Consider the following 18,708-nt stretch of genomic DNA (forward strand, 5'->3'; position numbering starts at 1 on the left):
GTGCTTGGGCAGCGGCAACTGCACCAGAATGCCATGGATGGTCGGATCGGCATTGAGCTGGGCGACGAGCGCCAACAGCTCTTCCTGCGTCGTATGCTCAGGCAGAGAATGCTGCACGGACTTGAAGCCGCATTCCTTGGCCATGCGGCTCTTGGCGCCGACATAGGCCTGGCTCGCCGGATCATTGCCGACGATAACCACAGCAAGCCCGGTCTCGACGCCCGTCTCCTGGCGCAGGCCAGCCGTGGTGGCTTTCACTTGGTCGATGACGGAAGCGGCAATCTCGGTGCCGTTGATGATCTTGGCCATCTCAGCCCATCCTTTCGGATGCGTAAGAGCCGGGGCTGGCGGGGAAGACGATGGTCTTGTTGCCGTTCATGAACACTCGATGATGGATATGGGCATGGATGGCACGCGCCAGCACCTGGCTTTCGACATCGCGGCCGATCGACACATAGTCCAAGGCGCTCTGTGCATGTGTGATCCGGGCGACGTCCTGTTCAATGATCGGGCCTTCATCGAGGTCGGCGGTGACGTAGTGCGCGGTGGCGCCAATCAGTTTCACGCCACGTTCATAGGCCTGCTTGTAGGGATTGGCACCCTTGAAGCTCGGCAGGAAGGAATGGTGGATGTTGATGATCCGGCCGCTCATCTTCTGGCAGACCTCATCAGAGAGCACCTGCATATAGCGGGCCAGCACGATCAGTTCGGCGCCGGATGAGGTGACCACGTTCATCATTCTGGCCTCCGCCTCGGGCTTGTTGGCTTTGGTGACGGAAATGTGGTGGAAAGGGATGTCGTGATTGACGACGACCTTCTGGTAATCGAAATGGTTCGACACCACACCGACGATATCGATCGGCAATGCGCCGATCTTCCAGCGGTAGAGCAGGTCGTTGAGGCAATGGCCGAACCGCGAGACCATCAGCAGCACCTTCATCTTGTGGTCGCCATCGTGGAATTCGCTAACCATGTCGAACTTCTTCTTCACCGGCTCGAATCCCGTCACAATCTCTTCGATCGCCACGCCTTCCTGGCTCACGAAGGTCAGCCGCATGAAGAACAGCCCGGTCTCCAAGTCATCGAACTGCGAACTGTCGATGATGTAGCAGCCTTTCTCGGCAAGGAAGCCGGTGATCGCGGCGACAATGCCGCGGGTGGATTGGCAGGTGACTGTCAGGACATAGCTCTTCATGGGTGTCTCGTACTTGGAGGGAATTGGCGGTCGCAATCTTATTTCTTGACTGCAGCCGCATGCAAAAGCGGTCCAAGCCCTGTTCAATCCGCTCGCATTAGGCAGCGAGCAGGGACTTCAGCTTGATCGATGATGATGCGAGGGCACTGCGATCCGGCCGGGCACGCGCGGTTATCAGCATCTCCGCTAGCCGAATGTCGCGACCAACGGAATTGCCTCGGCCGATGCCGCTCGCTGCCACCAGATGCCCGTCTGCATCGAGATGAAACAGCAGGAAGGCATCTTCGCCAAGGTCGCGGCGCACGGTGGCAGTGGCCGACGCCGCTAGTCCGGCGATCTGTAGCGTAAGATCATACTGATCGGACCAGAACCACGGCACGTCGACGAAAGGCTTGCTCCCACCCAGCAGATTGCTTGCGACTAGAATGCCCTGGTCTTGAGCGCTTCTCCAGGACTCGAGCCGAAGACGGACATTGCCGTAGATCGCCGAGGGAAAGGAGCAACAGTCTCCTGCTGCAAAAATATCGGGATCGGAGGTCGCTAGATAGGCGTCGACAGCAATGCCGTTGTTGACAACCAAGCCACATTCTTCTGCGAGCCTTGTATTCGGGACGGCACCGACGCCGGCCAGCACGAGATCGCCCGTCCACCGAGAACCGTCAGCGAGGGTAACGGTGATGCCAGCCTCGTCCTCCGCAATCTCTGACACGGTCGCGTTTAGAACGAATTCAACGCCTTCGGCGCGGTGACGCGCTTCGACAACGGATGCGATCTCTTGCGGCACCACGCGCGCCATCAGCCGCGGAAGCCCTTCGACAACAAGGACGGACGTGCGCTGCTGCCGCGCCGAAGCAGCCACTTCAAGACCGATGAAGCCTCCGCCGATGACGATCAGCCTCCGGCAGGCGCCTAGCCGTTCACGGATCGCCAAAGCATCGGCATATGTCCGAAGCGTGATAAGTCGTGTCAAATGTTGCGTATTTGGCAATGATCGGGGGCGTGCGCCGGTCGCCAACAGCAGCCGGTCGTAGGCAAGCGCCATGCCGTCAACGAGGATAAGCTGCTGCATGTCCCGGTCAATCCGCGCCGCTGCCATGCCCTCGATGAGTTCGATGCCGGCGCCCTGATATGCCTCCCGAGCTGCAATCAGCGTCAGTTCCTTCGCTCCGAGGAGCACCTGCTTGGAGAGCGGCGGCCTGTCGTAAGGTAGCTCTCGCTCGTCCCCAATTAGGGTAACCCTTCCCAGGAACCCTTTTTCGCGCAGGGTTAGAGCCGCGCGACCACCGCATAGGCCCGCTCCGATAATGACGATGTGCTTTGCGCTATCCACCATGACCTCCAGCAAGCAGATTCCTCTTCTGCCCGTATGAAGGATAAAAACTGCGATGCGACTTGCCAATGAGGTTATGATACAAAGTATCAATCATATCATTATTCTCTGAAAATGATACTGAAGATACCAGTTTTCGATCAGATGTTCTCTCGGGTATAAAGATCGAATGGCAGGACGCAGGTGTAGTTGCCCATCCCGGATTTAGCGCTGGCCGCGCGGATCATTCCTCCAATGACTTCGCCCGCGAGGCGGTCCAGGGGGTGGGAGATGACGAAGGTCATCGTACCGTCCAACAATGCCTCCTGGGTTACGTCCATGAGTTCATAGCCCACGACCTTCACTTTTCCGGCCATGCCCGATGATCTGAGTGCGGCCAATGTCCCCGATATTCCTCCTCCGGCGACGTAGATGCCTTGAAGATCTGGGTGCTCCCGCAGGAGCTTTTCTGTCATCTCCTGCGCGACAGCCTTGTTTTCAAACGTTAATAATGGTTCAAGCAGCGTGAAGCCCGGGGCATGCTCGCGAAAATAGGAGCGGAAACCGCTCTCGTTCATTTCCTGGCATCTGTATCGCAGATTGCCGACCAGGATGCCCAGCTTGCCGGGCTCCTTGCTGGTATGCTCGAAAACCCAAGCGGCGGTCCGTCCCACTTTCCACCCGTCGATTCCGATATAATGCACCAGTCCGGTCGAGGCCAGTTGTGAGATCAGCGCAAAGACCGGCGTACCGCGATCCTGCAACGTCTGGATTGCTTGACTGACGATCGGGTGGACTGCGGAGACTACCCCAATCGCATCGCAATCTTTGGCAAGGGTCAGCATTCGTGCTGCAGTGTTTTGGGGTGACAGATCGTCGAGGAACTCGATTCGGGCTTCGACATGCGCCTCTGATGCTCGTTCGGCGGCAGCGCTGAGCGCCTTTGCCAGGTTCTTGTAGAAGGTCCGTGTTGGCTGGTGCAACAGGAAGCCGAACCGATACCGTGGTTTCGCTGCCGCCACCCGGCTTTCGATTGCACCAACGCCGTAGAAACCTATGGCTTGGGCCGCCGCCTTCACATGCTCCATCGTCTTCTGCTTGACGCCGGCCGAACCGCTGAGGACGCGGTTCACCGTGGCGATGGAAACATCGGCCGCTTCGGCCAGGTCACGGATCGTCGGGCGCGCCATAGTTCCTCCTTATATCATTTCATATCTTTGTCGGGCAATTTTGACATGAATGATACTATCGTATCTTGAGGATATCATCATCACTTGATTTGATTTCAGTCAAGGCGTTTATTGGCGGCAACCAAAGGGCGGGACGATGTCCGTCCAAGCTGGAACATATCAACGAAAGCGGCAGGCGACCGCAACGGGCTCATCGATGCCGGGAGCTCGACTGGCGAAGCTTTGTCTGGTGCCTCCCCTGATGTGCATGCCTGCACACCTGAGGGTGAGACAAGGCAACGTGTTGCCGACGGAGGAATGAGATGGATGATCTGAGGTTTGGCACTCGCAACAAAAGGGGCGACTGGGCTCCGAATGGCAGGATTGAGATCGCCTCCTCCTGGGCATGGCCGCCGAAATTGCTGTCGTTCCTGAAGTGGCTTCCGGAATATATCTGGCCATGGAACGCATTTCACATGGCGACGGCGCTGCTCTACTGGTTCTACGTCGTGCCGGATGTGGCGACCATGAAGACGTTAAGCATCGGCTGGGCGCTCCGGCTTTATGCGGTGAATGCCGCGGCAATCTTCGTGTTCTACGGTTCGATCGAGCTCTTCTACTATATCAGGCGCAAGCAGGGCACGCGCTTCAAGTACAATTCGAAGTTTCCCAGCGAGCAGCCTTCCGACGTCTTCTGGTTCAAGAGCCAGAATATCGACAATTTTCTGCGATCGTTCTTCGTCTCGATCCCGCTGTGGACCGTGGTCGAAGTGCTGATGCTGTGGTGCTTCGCCAATGGGTTCGTTTCCTGGGTGAATTGGGAAGAGCACCCGTATTACCTGGCTTTCCTCGTATTGGTCTCTCCCGCCATTCACGAGGTCCATTTCTTCATCATCCATCGCCTGATCCATACACCACTGCTCTATAGGTGGATCCATTCCGTCCATCACAATTCGGTCAATCCGTCGCCTTGGTCGTCGCTGTCGATGCATCCTGTCGAGGGCTTCCTCTACCACGCGGTGGCCTTCTGGCACCTGGTGATTCCGTCCAACCCCATCGTCGGCTTGTTCCAATTGCACATGGCGGGCTTCGGCGCAGTCAACGGTCATATCGGCTTTGAAAAGCTGGAGATCACCGAAGAAACCGCCGTCAATAGCCATGCCTATACGCACTACCTGCATCACAAATATTTCGAGGTGAACTATGGCGGCGACGGCCTGATCCCGCTCGATAAGTGGTTCGGCACCTGGCACGACGGCACCAAGGAGAGCGACGCCCAGATGCAGGCGCGCTTCCAGAAGAAGAAAGAACGGCTGAACGCCAAGCAAGGCGCCAAGGCCTGAGACATCGAGAGCGGACTGCCGACCGTCTTGGGCAGTTGAAATGGGGACATGGGAGGAGATCTTGCCCCCGCAAACCAAATGCAGGGACGGGCCAAAAGCCCGGCAGCGCAACCAATCAGTCTTGTAACGCCGTCAGGTGACGGTATTTGGAGGAGGGTAAAATGAGAATAGTGAAACATCTTCTGGCTGCGGCGGTTGCCGCCGTTGTCCTGTCAACGGCTGCCACAGCGGCCATGGCCGGCGGAGCCAATATCTTCGTCATCGGCGGCAAGGCGGACGATCCGTTCTGGTCGAAGGTGAAGAAGGGCGCCGATGACGCCGCCAAGGTCGTTGAACTGACCGGCGGCAAAGTTACCTGGCTTGGCCCGCAGAATTACGACAATCTCGGCCCGGATGCAGCCAACCTTATCCGTACGGCTCTGAGCCAGAACCCCAGCGCCATTGTCGGCCCCGATTGGGTGCCGGAAGCGATGGACGAAGCCTTCAAGTCCGTCGTCGCGGCCAAGGTTCCGCTGATCGTCTACAACGCGGGCGGTATCGATGCGGCCAACAATCTCGGCGCGATGAACTATATCGGCAGCGATGAACACACCGCCGGCGTCGCTGGCGGCCAGTATTTCGGCCAGGCCGGTTCCAAGAACGTGCTCTGTGTCAACACCCTGCCGGGTGCGGCCAATACCGAAGCCCGTTGCGCCGGCGTGTTCGAGGGCGTCGGCATGAATGGCGGCAAGTCGACCCAGCTGCCGCTGCCATCGAGCACCTTCGGCAACCCGACCGCGGTCGCCGAAGCCATCAAGGCAGCGCTGCTCAAGGACCCGACCATTGACGGCATCATCACGATCAGCGCCGGCGACGGCAACAGTGCCGCCAACGCCATCATGCAGGCCAATGTCGGCGACAAGGTGAAACTCGCCACCTTCGACATGGATGAGACGGCGCTGCAGCGCATCAAGGATGGTGGCCAGCTCTTCGCCATCGACCAGCAGCCGTATCTGCAAGGTTACCTCGCCGTGTCGCTGCTCAACGGTTACGTCAATTTCGGCCTCGACCTGCCGACCAAGCCGGTCCTGACCGGCCCCGGCATCGTCGACTCCTCGAACATCGACGCGACGCTGGCCGGTGTGAAGGCGGGCGCTCGCTGACGCTCTGACTTGAGTGTCCGGCACGAAGGGCAATCCGACGGGCCGGACACCTCCGCAGCGGCGTCATCAGCGGGGTGCAACGACGCCACCTTACAACAGTTACAAGCCCCGGGAGGTTCATCCATGAAATCTCAAACCCTAGCTCAACCGCTAGAGCGTGCGAGCGCGCCGGCGCCCAAAAGCACGACGTCGTCCACGCCATCGCTCGGCAGCCTCGTTCGCCGCCCCGAAATGGGCTCCTTCATCGGCCTCGTCGCGGTCTTCACGTTCTTTTCCGTGTTTGGCGGTGCGAACTTCATGTCGCTCGGCGGCGTGGCGAGTTGGCTGAACGTCGCGGCAGGTTTGGGCATTATCGCGCTGCCGGTAGGTCTCCTGATGATTGCAGGACATCTCGACCTTTCCGTCGGCTCCGTCATCCCGGCAAGCTCGATGATGATCGCCATCGTCTCGGGTTATTACCAGGCGCCGATCATCGTCGGCATCGTCGCCGCCCTCTGTCTCGGTATGGCGGTCGGCTTCATCAACGGCGTGCTGGTCATCCGCACCCGGGTCCCGTCGTTCGTCGTGACGCTGGCGACACTGTTCGCGGTCGCCGGCCTGACGCTTGGCCTGTCGGTCATCCTGGCCGGAAGCACCAGCGTTGCGCTCAACGGTGGTCCCGTCGCCAAGATGCTGCTCGGCCAGTTCGTCGGCGGCAAATTCCAGGTGACGATCTTCTGGTGGATCGCAGCCGTCGCGGTCGTCGGCTTCATCCTCAACTTCTCGCGTTTCGGCAACTGGATCTTCGCCATGGGCGGCGATCAGRTCAGCGCCCGCAATGCCGGCATTCCGACCGAACGCCTGACGATCTGGCTGTTCGTCGGCAGCGGCCTCTGTGCGGCATTTGTCGGCCTTTCGCAGGCGCTGCTCTATAACAGTGCGCAGGTGGCGGCCGGTCAGTCCTTCATCTTCAATTCCATCATCGCGGTCGTCGTCGGCGGTGTGCTGCTCACCGGCGGCTATGGCTCGGTCGTCGGCATCGTGCTCGGAACGCTAACCTTCTCGGTCGTCAACCAGGGCATTTTCTACACCGGCTTCGATGCCAACTGGGCGTCGCTGATCATCGGCGTGCTGCTGCTGGCAGCCGTACTGATGAATAACACCTTCCGCACCATGGCCCTGACCCATTCGCCCCGTGGCAAGAAAGGGACACGCTCATGACATCGCCACTCCTCAAGCTCACAGGCGTAAACAAGTCCTTTGGTCCGATCGACGTTCTGCATGATATCTCGATCGAAGTGAATGCAGGGGAGGTGCTCTGCCTCCTCGGCGACAACGGTGCCGGCAAGTCGACATTGATCAAGACCTTGTCCGGCGTGCACAAGCCGACCTCCGGAACGATGGAAGTGAACGGCAAGCCCGTCATCTTCGAAGGGCCGCGCGACGCCAGCGCGATGGGCATCGCCACCGTCCATCAGTTCGGCGGCACCTTCCCGCTGATGAGCATCGGCCGCTCCTTCTTCGTCGGTGCCGAACCCACGCGACGCTGGGGGCCGTTCAGCGTTTTCGACCGCCGGTATGCCAACGAGGTTGCGGTGCGCTCGATGCGTGAGCTCGGCATCACCCGGATCGACGATGGCGACCGGCTGGTCGGCGGATTGTCGGGCGGCGAGCGTCAGTCACTAGCAATCGCCCGCGCCGTCCATTTCGGCGCGAAACTCCTGATCCTCGACGAGCCCACGGCGGCGCTCGGCGTTAAGCAGGCGACACATGTCCTGCGAATCGTCAACGAGGCGAAGCGGCGCGGACTCGCCGTCATCTTCATCACCCACCAGGTGATGCATGCCATGGCGGTGGGTGACCATTTCGCCGTTCTGATCCGCGGCGCCATCGCTGCCGACTTCCGCAAGGGCGAGCGCTCGCGAGAAGAGATCACCGACCTGATGGCCGGCGGAGAAACCATGGCCTCGCTAGAGGCCGAGATCGAAAGCCATATGGCTGAGCAGTCTGGCAGCTCTCCCGCGACCATTGCGCAATGATGGTCAAGGACAGTGGTAGACCATCGTCTTGAATTGAATTCCTCCCGTCCGCTTTTCTCCCGAGCATGCGGCGGACACCTGGTGGCCCGGGGTCCAAATCCGGGCCACCCCTTCAACCCCGAAAAACAACAAAGAAGCGAGTTGACTATCATGCCTGAATGGGTGGAAGCCTGTGGAACGGGCGACGTGGATCAGGAGGAACTGATCCGTTTCGATCACCAGGGGCGGACCTTCTGCGTCTACCACAGTCCCGATGACGAGTATTTCTGCACCGATGGCCTTTGTACGCACGAGAAGGTGCACCTCGCCGATGGTCTGGTGATGGACTACGTCATCGAATGCCCAAAGCACAACGGCCAGTTCGATTATCGCACGGGTGAAGCCGTGCGTATGCCCGTCTGTGTCAACCTGAAAACCTATGCCGTCAAGGTCGAGAACGGCCGCGTCTTCATCGAGATCTGAACATCATGACTTCAACATTTGCACTTGCCGCCTGCGCCGAAATGCTCTGGCGCGATCGTCCCATAGAATGGCGCGCCAGCCGCTTGAAAGAGATGGGTTTCGGGGTCGGCCTCTGGAACTGGCCGGACCACGACCTCGCCAAGCTGGAAGCCACCGGCGCCAGCTTCACCATCATGAATGGTTATCTACGCGGCCGCCTGACGGACAATGACGGCGCGGACGAACTCATCAAGACGGCTCGCGAAACGGCGCAAGTCGGTAAGCGCCTAGGTGTGCAGCGTCTCAACCTGCATGGCACCGGGCTCGGGGAGGGCGGTCTGCCCATCCAGCCGATCGAAGTCATAACGGGTGCGATGTGGCTGAAAGCACGTGACACGCTGTTTCGGATCGTGGAAATGGCCGAGGAGGAAGGCGTGATCTTCACGCTCGAAAACCTCAACCTTCCCGTCGACCATCCAGGCGTGCCTTTCGGCCGCGCCGAAGATACATTGGCGCTGGTCTCCGGCGTGGATCATCCGCGCCTGCGCCTCAACCTCGATCTCTACCATGCCCAGATCGGTGAGGGGAATCTGATCGAACTCTGCCGCAAATCGCTTCCATGGATCGGCGAAATCCAGGTCGCCGATGTGCCCGGCCGCTGTGAGCCCGGAACAGGCGAGGTGAACTGGCATGGCATCGCCAAAGCACTGAAGGCTATGGGTTATTCCGGACCGGTCGGCATGGAAGCCTTTGCCTCTGGCAATCCCGAGGCCGCACTCGAAGCCTTCAGCAACGCTTTTTCGGTGTAAGCCCATGGTTAGCAAGAACACTCGCCCCACTGTCGCCGACATCCGCGTTATGAAAGCGCGAGGTGAGAAGCTCTCCATGCTCTATGTCACGACGTTGGAGGAAGCTGCCGCGGCCGATGCCGCCGGCATCCACATGCTCTCCATCGAAGGCCGCTTCTTCAGCCCGGAGATGCGCGAGGCGGCCGGGCGATGCTTCGTTCAGGTCGGTCTTCCCTATGGTGGCTGGGGAAGCTTTCAGGGCCGCCCTCTGGCGACAGCCGAAGACTATTTGCGTGCCGCCTTCCACTTTGCCGCCATGGGAGGCGACTGCTTCTATTGTGCTGCCGCCTACGACATCCAGAAAACCCTTTGCGACAACCACATTCCGATTGTCGCGCATGTCGGCCTCATCCCTTCCTACATCACCTGGACCGGCTTCCGCGCCGTCGGCAAAACCGCGGATGAAGCCATCCGGCTCTGGAAGCAGGTCAAGCAACTCGAAGCCATTGGTTGCTTCGGTGCGGAGCTCGAAGTCGTGCCCGACCGCGTCGGCGAAATGATTTCGAAGAACACGTCTATGATCATGCTCGGCATGGGCGCTGGCCCAGGCGCAGATGCCCAATATCTGTTTGCCGAGGACGTGCTCGGCTACACGGCAGGTCACAAGCCACGCCACGCCAAGACCTACCGCAATTTTGCCAAGGAACTCGAACGGCTTCAGCAGGAGCGGGTCGCCGCGTTCAAGGAATTCATCGCCGATGTGAACACGGGAGCCTATCCGGCACTACAGCATGCGGTGCCGATTTCCGATGCCGAATTCGAAACGTTCACAGCACGCATCAAGGCGTAAGGGCAATCGCTCAATCATCCATAGCAGGGGCCGAAATTCTTCGGCCGTCAGAAAGGAACGAATATGCTTAAAGTTGGTCTTCTCGGCGCCGGCCGCATCGGCAACGTGCACGCCAAGGCGATCTCTTCCCATTCCGGCAGCCAGTTGGTGGCTGTGTCGGACGTCAATATGGAAGCGGCGCAGAAACTCGCTGGTCAATATGGTGCGCAGCCGGCAACGACCGATCAGGTGATCAATGATGCTTCGATTGATGCCGTGCTCATCGCCACCTCGACCGACACCCATTCCGATCTGATCGAGGCAGCAACGAAAGCCGGCAAGGCCGTGCTGTGCGAAAAGCCTGTGGATCTGAGCCTCGAACGGGCACGCGCATGCCAGAAGGCTGCGGCGGCCACCGGCCGTCCCGTCATGATCGGTTTCAACCGCCGCTTCGACCCGAACTTCGCAGCGCTGAAAGCGGCTGCGGACCGTGGCGAGATAGGCAAGAGCGAACTCTTGTCGGTAACCTCGTTCGATCCGGCGCCGCCGCCGGTTTCCTATGTCAAGGTCTCGGGTGGTCTCTTCCGCGACATGATGATCCACGATTTCGACATGGCCCTCTGGATCATGGGCGGCCTGCCGGAAAAGGTGATGGCGGTCGGCAGCTCGATCGTTGACCCGGAAATTGGCGCTGCAGGCGATGTCGATACGGCCGTCGTCACGCTCCATTTCGCCGATGGACGTATCGCAGTGATCAAGAACAGCCGCCGCGCCGTCTATGGCTACGACCAGCGCGTGGAACTGCTCGGCTCGGAAGGACTGCTGTCAGCAGGCAACGTTCTGGAAAACACTGTTTCGAAAAGCACGAAGGCCGGCGTGGTTGGCGCCAAGCCGGAATTCTTCTTCCTCGAACGCTATATGCGCGCCTATTCGGCCGAGTGGGCGGCTTTTGTCGACGCGGTCAACGCTGGATCTGCTTTGCCGGTCACGCTCGACGATGGTGTCAGCGCGCTCGCCGTTGCCGAGGCCGCAACGCGGTCGGCAAAGTCCGGCGAGGCGGTCAAGCTGGCCAGCATCCTCTAAGCCGGCCAAGCGAGACGCGCTATGTCAATGTCGGATGATAGCGCAATGGGAGAAATGGCTTTCCGCGATCTCCGGGAGCGCATTCTCAGGCGTGAACTGACATTCCCGCCGCAGGTAAGAAAACTTGCGGCGGCCTGCCTTGCCCGTCCGGAATTGCTAGCCTTTGAGCCTGCCGTGAAAGTTGCAGCACATGCGAACGTTCCTGCAGCAACTGTGGCGAGATTCGTGAAGTTGCTTGGAAAATCAAGCTTGGCTGACGTGCGCACGATATTCCGTGACGAACTGAGAAGACGTGCCCGCGTCGATTGATTTTGGGTCGCGTATCCTGCCGACACTGGCCTTCTGACAGCCGCGCAACCGACATCGCTCAAGCGGATCTGACTGCCTTGTGGACGCGAGCATTTTCCGGCCAATTCCGCTGTCGCGAGTTTCTGCGCACAGCAAGGATGTGTGAGGAGCATTCGCGCCCCAGCCAGCCCAAGGGGCGACCCGTTTGAGCCGACAGAATAGCTCCAAACAGGTGCGACATGCTCATATCTAATTCCTGAGTTCTACCCCTTGGGGCGCTGCCCTCACGCCGCCCGCTTGCCAAGCGCCATATGCTCCGCCCCGAACAGCCCCGCATAGAAGTCGAGATTCGCGCCGCCGCGACCGAAGGCTTCCATGATCGTCTTCATGAAGCTGACCGGCGCCGTGCCCGGCGCCGTTATAATATTGCCGGCCCTGAGCGCAGTCGGGGTGTCGCGATAGAAATCCTTGCCGCGATAGCTGGGAACGCCGGCGAGATAGTCGGCGGAATTGCTGGTGTGCTGGACGCGATCGAGCAGGCCGGCGGCGGCCAGCGCGCGCGTGCCGCCGCAGATCGCGCCGATCAGGCGCTGGTCCCAGTTGGCGGCGCGCAGGAGTTCGCTGATATCGGGCGCCTCCTCGGTCTCCCAGATCGCCCCGCCGATGACCAGCACGGCGCGGAAGCGGCCGAGATCGATATCGTTGAACGCCATGTCGGGGATGGCTTTCAGGCCGCCCATCGATTCGACCCAGCCGCCATCGGGCGAAGCGGTCAGCACATCGATTTCGCAATAGCCACGTGCGGCCGCGGCAACCATGCCGAATTCCCAGTCGGCATAGTTCGGTGTCAGCAGAGCAAGCAATCTGGTCATGGCGTATCCCCGGCAATTTGGAATGTTCCGAGGATAGCGCAGCACGCTGCCAGAAATTGGCAGGATCAGAAGGTTATTCTCGCCGTGTGGCCGACATCCGGTTCATGGCCGCCGGTGATCGCCTTGGCGATCTCCCAGCCGAGGATCAGCTTCGAGCCAGTGCTGGCCCAAATCTGCGCACTGCGCGGTTTGAAGCATAGCATGGTCAGTTCCGCGTCGTCCTTCCCGCCCGGATACCAAGCTTCGACGAGCGAGGACCAATAGCGCTCGATATGATCGCGAGAATAAGTGGCGGTGAGATTGCCGTCGAGGCACGCCTGGTAGTCGTCTTTGACCATGCACATATGCACCATGCCACCATTGGCGGCCGCCCTGGCGATATCCGACGTGATGCGCGTATAGAACCAGATGGCCCTTTCCTCGCGTGCGCTCTGCGGTGCCATGGGTCGCATGTGTTGGGCATGGTCGGGGCTGCCGAGCATGACGACATGCGCGCTGTCTAATTCGTCCCAGAGTTGTGAAATCGGATCGGTCTTGGCGCGTTCGACGCTGCTCATGATGGATCTCCCTTTCGATTGCTGTGGGAAAAACCCGAAGCCTGCTCAATGGTTCCGCATATCGCCCCGCCTCAGGAACTGCCATWCGTCAAATGCAACCTGTGCGAAGATTGCGTACCACATAGCTGTGCAGGGGTGATTTCTGATACTGGCGGCCACGTCAAAAAACTGACACATTGTGCCAATGGGATTCGAAGACGTGCAGATGGGTGAAAACGTATCAGCCTTGGTGCTAAGGAATGCGGAGTTTGTCGCTTGCGTCGACCGCGGTTTGGTTGAAGACTATGCTCGCAACGCGGTGAAGAGCCTGGCGCTGAAAGTGTTCAAAGGCGCGCGCAAGAAATTCTCGAAACTCATCATCAAGGTCCAGGAGCGCGAGGTCAGCGCTTGGGATTACTATTGCTACGGTCTCTACAAGGGCAATACGGCTTTCCGCGATAAGTTCGTTTCGGATTTCATCCGCGTGTCGCTGATAAAGCGCGTTGAAGCGCTGCCGGAAGAGAACCGTCGGCTGATCGAAATATCGGCGTGCCGCATGGAAGAGATCGATGAGCGCACAGTGCTTGACCGCGAAGCCGTTCTCACGCTGGTCCAGGCGGAGATCAAGTTGCTCGCGCTGGAGCACGGGCGGATGCTGCATCAAACCGCAACCGGTGAGATATCTGCGGCGATTTCGATGAAAACATCTCTGATGCCGTCCTGACGGCCTAGAGCATGTCGCACCTATTTGGAGCCATTCTACCGGGACGGATTTGCGTCAGGGCCAAGGCGATGGCCGAGCGGCGGTACACAGATGTACCGTCGAGGTCATCGCCGCAGGAACTGGCGGAAAGACGCCCAGCCCGGAGGGTTGGTTGAAGCGGGCCGCCTGTTGGGCCGGCCGGCTTGGCCGTACGTCTTTGTACATGCTCTGGGTGTTCCCTAGGGCATAGACAACCTTCTCGAAAAATTTGACATTCCTCAATGCCGGCTTGCGCGAAGGTTGCTAGGAGTACGTGCATGCAAGGATGGATTCTCACAATGGAATCATCCGGCTAACACTGCAACACTATCAGGAGGATTCGCTATGGGATTCTTGGCTCTGAGATGCGAGGGCGGCATGTCGGGAATATTCCTGAAGGATGGCGCAAAGGTTGTCGGCAATGGCGGGGAAGCCGCCGACGATCTCGCGCGGATTGCGGTCCGCAACGCGGCCGAAAAGGTTTTTCGCGCTGCCGAGAAGAAGTTTTCGCAGATGACATTTCTGGTGCTCGGCCGCGAGATCAGCGCCTGGGATTCATTTTGTCACAGCACGTTCCGCAATGGCGGCCCCGTACGCAACCGGATCATTTCCGATTTCCTCCGGCTGGCGATGATCCGCAGGATCGACGGCATGTCGGATGAACTGCGCTGGGTTATCGAACTGACGGCCTGCGATGGCGTCGACGACGACGAGGACGAGACGCTCAACCGGGCCATCGTCCTGGCCATCATCCAGGCGGAACTGACGATGATGATGCAGGATTACGGCAAGACGCTGCAGCAGCGCTACGAAGATGAGGCTCAGAGCGTCCAGCCGATGAGAAAGGGCGCGTCGCCGCTGTAATCGGCGCCGCGACCGATCGCCTTGACCGCGGCGACGAGCCGGCCTTCGCGGCCGAGCATCCGGTCACCAATCTCCACCAGTCGTGCATTCGGTGTTGCCTGCGGCGAGGCATCACGCAATTTCCAAACGAGTTCGACATCCTCGAGATGCGACGCCACGGCCAGGGCCGCGATCAATGCCGCCGCCGGCGAACGCGACACCCCCATCCAGCAATGTACCAGTAAAGGCGAAGCCTGGTCCCAGCCGCGCGCGAAGGCGATGATGGCCTCGACATGGCTTTCCTCCGGTGCGACAAGCCCGTCCCGGCCGGCAAAGGCGATATCGTTGACGGCTACCGTCAGATGACGCGCCGGATCGATGACGCCGGGGCGGTGGAAATCATGACGCTCGGCGATCAGGCTGATCATTTCGCGCGCACCGTGGCGGACGGCCATTTCGGCGATGGTTTTGAGCGGGGAGACTAGGATGGTGGGCATTAGGGATTTGGTCCCGCAAATGATGCGCTCACTTGTTGCCCCTCCACGCCTCGATCTCATGAAACCGCGCGGCAAATTTCTTCTGCGCCTCGGTGGCCGGCATCGGCGCAATCTCCAGCATCTCCACCGTCACCGCGCGCGGTTGGCCGAAGAATTTGCGTGCCTCTGCGGCGGTAAAGCCCGCCAATTCCGTCGCCTCGAAATAGGCTGCGATCTGGTCGGCCTTCTTGATCACACTCTTCAGCGCCGCCGACGGATGCGGCGGCAGGCCGAAGCGGACATGGATTGCCGCCTCAAGCCGTTTCTCCACCGATTTATAGCCGCCGCCGACCACGGCCTTGAATGGCGAGATCATGTCGCCGATCACGTATTCGGGCGCGTCGTGCAGCAGAGTCATCTGGCATTCCGCCGCTGTCGCATCCAGCTTCTGCAGGCGAAAGATCTGCTCGACGATCAGGCAGTGCTGAGCGACGGAGAAGGCATGGTCGCCATATGTCTGGCCATTCCAGCGGGCGACGCGGGCGAGCCCGTGGGCGATGTCGGACAATTCGATGTCGAGCGGCGAGGGGTCCAGGAGGTCGAGCCGTCGGCCGGACAGCATGCGCTGCCAGGCGCGGGCGGAAACAGGCGTCGTATTGCTCATGAAGCGGCTTCGTCGGCTTGGGTGGGGAAGGTGAGCCCGGTCCAGTCGGGAAGTGTCAAGGCCACGGCCTGTTCGCCTATGCTGATCGGCTCGCCGCCGGCCAGTGCAGCTCCTGCTTTGTCGATCCTCACCACGGCGAGACCCTTGTCTCCCTCGGCTGCGATCAGCGTGCCGATCTCGCGGCTGCCGGCGAGCACGGATGTGCCGACATCGCCAAGGCCGTAATCGGCGGCGACACTGACGATCCGCCGCCGGGCGGTCGAGCGGTGCTGCATACGCGAGACGACTTCCTGGCCGATATAGCAGCCCTTTTTGAAGCCGACGCCGCTGTTCTTGTCCATCAGCAGATCGTGGGGGAAATAGTCCGTCAGCCCCCCGTCCTCGCCGCCGCCGGAAATGCCGTGCGTGAAGCGCAGCGTCCGGTAGAGCGAGACGGCATCGCTGCCGCCAAAACCCGGGACGCGGCCGAGCGTCACGCCGGCGCGGGCGAAACGCAGGTCCCTGAACCCGGCATCTGGCAGATCCTGGTCCCAGACGACGGTCACTGCACCATCCGCATGCTTTTCCAATGTGACTTTCGCTCTGAGCCTATAGAGCATCAGCCGCTTGATCAGCGCGTCGGCTTCGGCGGCTTCGGTCTCCAGCAGGAAGCCGCCTTCGATGCGTCCGACCAGGAATTCGAACAGAATCTTGCCCTGCGGCGTCAGCAGCGCGCCGGGCCAGGCTTCGCCGCTCGGCAGGCCGGTCAGGTCGGTGGTGATGATGTTCTGCAAGAAATCGCCGGCATCGTCGCCGGTGACGGAAATCAGGCTTCGATTGTCGAGGGTAACGGCAGGCATGGCATAGAATCCCGATGTTTGACCATCAGGTAATCGTCGCGTGCGAAGAGAGCAAGAGCCTCGATCAGTCGCCGGCGACGAAGAACTTCCACTTGCCGTCGGGCGAGATGCCGATGCGGTAGAAATTATAGCTGCCGAACTGCTTCATATCCTCGACATCCGCGGCCGTGACGATGCGGTAGAGTTCGACGATTTCCGGCGGCGTCAGAGAATTGAGCGGCTTTTCGGCGAAATAGGGCCAGACATAGGTTTCGTTCGGCGTGCCCTTGTCGACAATCGCTGCACCGGTCGAAATGACGTCGAGCAGGATGCCGAGCACCTCGCGGCCTTCCTTGTCGCCCGAAAGGCTCTTCAGCGCCGCAATCGGGTCTTCGGGCGTGTCGCCGACCGCGACCTGCGTGGCATCGGGGCCGGTACCGAGCAGCGGCCTGAGGCGCTCGATGTCGCCGGAAGCTGCGGCCTCGACAATGGCAAAACGCAGCTTCTGCACCGGTGCAGGCAGCTTGTCCATGTCGCGAATGATTTCGACCGGGATCTGCGGCTCGTCGGCCTTGTCCTGGTTGTCGTCTTTCTTGGTGTCCTTGCCCGGCTTCTTGATCAGCGGGTCCGGCATCGGCATGCCCGAATTGCCGCTGTCGAGGTCTTCCTGGTCGTCGCCGTCGTCGGGGGCCTTCTTCTGGCTGTCGGTCGCGTCCTTGTTGACGGGGGGCACTCCGGGGCGATCGAGATCGGTCAAAGCATAGGCCTGCCGTACGCCGGCCAGCGAGATCGCCAGCATAAACGCACAAAACACGGCCATAGCCGGATACCGGAATGACGTCAGGAACCCCTTGCCGGGCATTTCAAAGAATCCTTACTGAATGGTCCTGTTCGGCGAAAACTCGCCGGAAACGATGCGTTCGCGCAGCGATTCAAGCAGCGCTTCCGCGCCTTGCTCGCCGTGCAGGCGAATCGTCTCCTGCATCGCAAAGCAGATCGCGGCTTCTGCGATGATCTCGGGCTCGATGCCGTCAGCGCGACTTTCGGCCCAGGCTTCGGTCTGGCTTTCCCAGGCCGCCTGCATCTTCTCATGGACGATCATCTCGTCGATTTCTTTGAGATTGGCTTCCATCGCATCTTTCCTTCGCGGGCAGGCATTCATTACCGGTCCGTTAATACTCATAGCAAGGTTTTCTCAAAACGACACGGGATGCAATGAAAAGAGGTAAATAAACCCCTAATTTCCAAAGCGCGCGGTAATTTCTGTGGCGAGTGTTGCACCTTCGGCACGGTACTTCTCCTCGGCGGCGACCGCCTGCGGCGTACATTTCGTATAGGTCGCGGCAAAGGCGCGGTAGCCGCGATTGAAGCCGGCCGTCAGTTTTGCCGCCCGCTGCGGCTCGTTCTTGGTCTCGGTGGCGAGGAATTCCGCCATCATCTGCCGCCATTCGTCCTCACGGCCATTGCAGAGATTGCGCAAATAGTGAACGGAACCAAGGATTTCCGCCATGCGCAACAGCCGATCGTCATAAGGCGCAGGTTTTTCCTCGACCTGCGGCGTGTCCGCGGGCGGCTCGTCCTTCTTCTCCGGCTTCTTGGCCGCATGCGCTGCGGTTCCGCAGATAAGCGCTGCCACAAGTGTGACCGAAATGAGGATGGACCAGCGTTCTGTCATGGCTGTCGGTCTATCATCCCCGGCCCGAAGCGCCAAGCAATTCCAGTTCGATCCGGTCGGAGCATTCGATGACGCTGGGCGGCGCGTTGAGCCTACGGATTTCGGTGGGCGTGTACCAGCCGGCATCGGCCGCATCGTCGCGCGCCTCGGCGACTTCCTCCGCACCCGCCTCCACCAGAAAGACGCTGAGGAAGAAATGCCGGCCGGGATTATCGGAGATGAGATCATAGGTGGCGAAGAGCCGCGGGCTGTGGGCGGCAATGCCGGTCTCCTCTTCGAATTCCCGGAGCGCCGTCGCATCAGGTGACTCGCCCGGCTCCGCGCGACCGCCGGGAAAGGCGAACATGTCATAAGACGGAGGGTTCTTGCGGCGGATGAGCAACAAGCGGCCATCGCGGACAAGGATGGCGGAGGAGGCGGCTTCGACGTTCATGCGTGCACCCTGAATCAATGTCTCAACATTGACGGACAGGCCAT

At 60.2% G+C, this 18,708-nt stretch carries 24 protein-coding genes; 11 read left to right on the forward strand and 13 right to left on the reverse strand.

Translation table 11 applies throughout. From position 1 onward, the window contains the following. From AC1DYF_RS09140 to AC1DYF_RS09155, 4 genes are all read right to left on the reverse strand, one after another. The coding region (locus tag AC1DYF_RS09140; protein WP_477876401.1) for a tetrahydrofolate dehydrogenase/cyclohydrolase catalytic domain-containing protein at positions 1–309 on the reverse strand (309 nt) is incomplete at its 3' end. A 1-nt stretch (position 310) separates the two neighbouring features. Then, positions 311–1,195 carry a formyltetrahydrofolate deformylase gene (gene purU / locus AC1DYF_RS09145; RefSeq protein ID WP_477876402.1) on the reverse strand — a complete coding sequence of 295 codons (885 nt, stop codon included), beginning with the start codon at positions 1,193–1,195 and terminating at the stop codon, positions 311–313. A 97-nt stretch (positions 1,196–1,292) separates the two neighbouring features. Continuing rightward, positions 1,293–2,528: an NAD(P)/FAD-dependent oxidoreductase gene (locus AC1DYF_RS09150; protein ID WP_477876570.1), complete on the reverse strand. Its 1,236-nt coding sequence runs from the start codon at positions 2,526–2,528 to the stop codon at positions 1,293–1,295. Between the two features lie 137 nt (positions 2,529–2,665). After that, on the reverse strand, positions 2,666–3,694 hold the full coding sequence (locus AC1DYF_RS09155) for a LacI family DNA-binding transcriptional regulator (RefSeq protein WP_477876403.1): 1,029 nt from the start codon (positions 3,692–3,694) through the stop codon (positions 2,666–2,668). Positions 3,695–3,996: 302 nt separating this feature from the next. Between AC1DYF_RS09155 and AC1DYF_RS09160 the strand changes: the two genes are divergently transcribed. The 9 genes from AC1DYF_RS09160 (at position 3,997) to AC1DYF_RS09200 (ending at position 11,626) form a co-directional block, all read left to right on the forward strand. Continuing rightward, positions 3,997–5,016 carry a sterol desaturase family protein gene (locus AC1DYF_RS09160; RefSeq protein WP_477876404.1) on the forward strand — a complete coding sequence of 340 codons (1,020 nt, stop codon included), beginning with the start codon at positions 3,997–3,999 and terminating at the stop codon, positions 5,014–5,016. A gap of 161 nt (positions 5,017–5,177) precedes the next feature. Continuing rightward, a complete protein-coding gene (locus AC1DYF_RS09165; RefSeq protein WP_477876405.1) occupies positions 5,178–6,158 on the forward strand; it encodes a sugar ABC transporter substrate-binding protein in 981 nt (326 codons plus the stop codon). 231 nt (positions 6,159–6,389) lie between these two features. Next, the gene (locus AC1DYF_RS09170) at positions 6,390–7,358 is read left to right on the forward strand and encodes an ABC transporter permease (RefSeq protein WP_477876571.1); all 969 of its coding nucleotides are present in this window, start codon (positions 6,390–6,392) and stop codon (positions 7,356–7,358) included. After that, positions 7,355–8,176: an ATP-binding cassette domain-containing protein gene (locus tag AC1DYF_RS09175; protein WP_477876406.1), complete on the forward strand. Its 822-nt coding sequence runs from the start codon at positions 7,355–7,357 to the stop codon at positions 8,174–8,176. The genes AC1DYF_RS09170 and AC1DYF_RS09175 overlap by 4 nt, the downstream gene beginning before the upstream one ends. 150 nt (positions 8,177–8,326) lie before the next feature. Next, a complete protein-coding gene (locus tag AC1DYF_RS09180; RefSeq protein ID WP_477876407.1) occupies positions 8,327–8,638 on the forward strand; it encodes a MocE family 2Fe-2S type ferredoxin in 312 nt (103 codons plus the stop codon). A gap of 5 nt (positions 8,639–8,643) precedes the next feature. Then, entirely contained in the window at positions 8,644–9,426 is a 783-nt protein-coding gene (locus AC1DYF_RS09185; RefSeq protein ID WP_477876408.1) for a TIM barrel protein, read from the forward strand. 4 nt (positions 9,427–9,430) lie between these two features. Continuing rightward, the gene (locus AC1DYF_RS09190) at positions 9,431–10,255 is read left to right on the forward strand and encodes a 3-methyl-2-oxobutanoate hydroxymethyltransferase (protein WP_477876409.1); all 825 of its coding nucleotides are present in this window, start codon (positions 9,431–9,433) and stop codon (positions 10,253–10,255) included. A gap of 63 nt (positions 10,256–10,318) precedes the next feature. Next, positions 10,319–11,317: an inositol 2-dehydrogenase gene (gene iolG, locus AC1DYF_RS09195; RefSeq protein WP_477876410.1), complete on the forward strand. Its 999-nt coding sequence runs from the start codon at positions 10,319–10,321 to the stop codon at positions 11,315–11,317. A 21-nt stretch (positions 11,318–11,338) separates the two neighbouring features. Continuing rightward, on the forward strand, positions 11,339–11,626 hold the full coding sequence (locus AC1DYF_RS09200; RefSeq protein ID WP_477876411.1) for a transcriptional regulator: 288 nt from the start codon (positions 11,339–11,341) through the stop codon (positions 11,624–11,626). Positions 11,627–11,889: 263 nt separating this feature from the next. On the opposite strand, the gene AC1DYF_RS09205 is transcribed toward AC1DYF_RS09200, so the two are convergent. Next, a complete protein-coding gene (locus AC1DYF_RS09205; protein WP_477876412.1) occupies positions 11,890–12,477 on the reverse strand; it encodes a DJ-1/PfpI family protein in 588 nt (195 codons plus the stop codon). Between the two features lie 65 nt (positions 12,478–12,542). Continuing rightward, the gene (locus AC1DYF_RS09210; RefSeq protein ID WP_477876413.1) at positions 12,543–13,034 is read right to left on the reverse strand and encodes a pyridoxamine 5'-phosphate oxidase family protein; all 492 of its coding nucleotides are present in this window, start codon (positions 13,032–13,034) and stop codon (positions 12,543–12,545) included. Between the two features lie 205 nt (positions 13,035–13,239). On the opposite strand from AC1DYF_RS09210, the gene AC1DYF_RS09215 reads away from it, so the two are divergent. Together AC1DYF_RS09215 and AC1DYF_RS09220 are read left to right on the forward strand one after the other, a co-directional pair. Then, positions 13,240–13,737, forward strand: a complete 498-nt coding sequence (locus AC1DYF_RS09215) for a hypothetical protein (protein ID WP_477876414.1) — start codon at positions 13,240–13,242, stop codon at positions 13,735–13,737. Between the two features lie 396 nt (positions 13,738–14,133). Continuing rightward, positions 14,134–14,619 carry a hypothetical protein gene (locus AC1DYF_RS09220; RefSeq protein WP_477876415.1) on the forward strand — a complete coding sequence of 162 codons (486 nt, stop codon included), beginning with the start codon at positions 14,134–14,136 and terminating at the stop codon, positions 14,617–14,619. Here the strand turns inward: AC1DYF_RS09220 and AC1DYF_RS09225 are convergent. The 7 genes from AC1DYF_RS09225 to AC1DYF_RS09255 all read right to left on the reverse strand — a co-directional run bounded on the left by AC1DYF_RS09225 (position 14,577) and on the right by AC1DYF_RS09255 (position 18,664). Then, complete coding sequence (locus AC1DYF_RS09225) at positions 14,577–15,095, reverse strand: tyrosine phosphatase family protein (protein WP_477876416.1); 519 nt, start codon at positions 15,093–15,095, stop codon at positions 14,577–14,579. The genes AC1DYF_RS09220 and AC1DYF_RS09225 overlap by 43 nt on opposite strands. Positions 15,096–15,123: 28 nt before the next feature. After that, entirely contained in the window at positions 15,124–15,738 is a 615-nt protein-coding gene (locus tag AC1DYF_RS09230; protein ID WP_477876417.1) for a YfbR-like 5'-deoxynucleotidase, read from the reverse strand. Next, a complete protein-coding gene (gene ygfZ / locus AC1DYF_RS09235; protein ID WP_477876418.1) occupies positions 15,735–16,577 on the reverse strand; it encodes a CAF17-like 4Fe-4S cluster assembly/insertion protein YgfZ in 843 nt (280 codons plus the stop codon). The genes AC1DYF_RS09230 and ygfZ overlap by 4 nt, the downstream gene beginning before the upstream one ends. A gap of 64 nt (positions 16,578–16,641) precedes the next feature. Continuing rightward, positions 16,642–17,418, reverse strand: a complete 777-nt coding sequence (locus AC1DYF_RS09240) for a hypothetical protein (protein WP_477876419.1) — start codon at positions 17,416–17,418, stop codon at positions 16,642–16,644. Positions 17,419–17,430: 12 nt separating this feature from the next. Continuing rightward, positions 17,431–17,688, reverse strand: a complete 258-nt coding sequence (locus AC1DYF_RS09245) for a hypothetical protein (protein WP_477876420.1) — start codon at positions 17,686–17,688, stop codon at positions 17,431–17,433. A 105-nt stretch (positions 17,689–17,793) separates the two neighbouring features. Next, positions 17,794–18,231 carry a TIGR02301 family protein gene (locus AC1DYF_RS09250; RefSeq protein ID WP_477876421.1) on the reverse strand — a complete coding sequence of 146 codons (438 nt, stop codon included), beginning with the start codon at positions 18,229–18,231 and terminating at the stop codon, positions 17,794–17,796. A 13-nt stretch (positions 18,232–18,244) separates the two neighbouring features. After that, a complete protein-coding gene (locus AC1DYF_RS09255) occupies positions 18,245–18,664 on the reverse strand; it encodes an NUDIX domain-containing protein (RefSeq protein ID WP_477876422.1) in 420 nt (139 codons plus the stop codon). Between the last annotated feature and the right edge of the window lie 44 nt (positions 18,665–18,708).

This window comes from Rhizobium sp. P2_G9 (assembly GCF_056403475.1).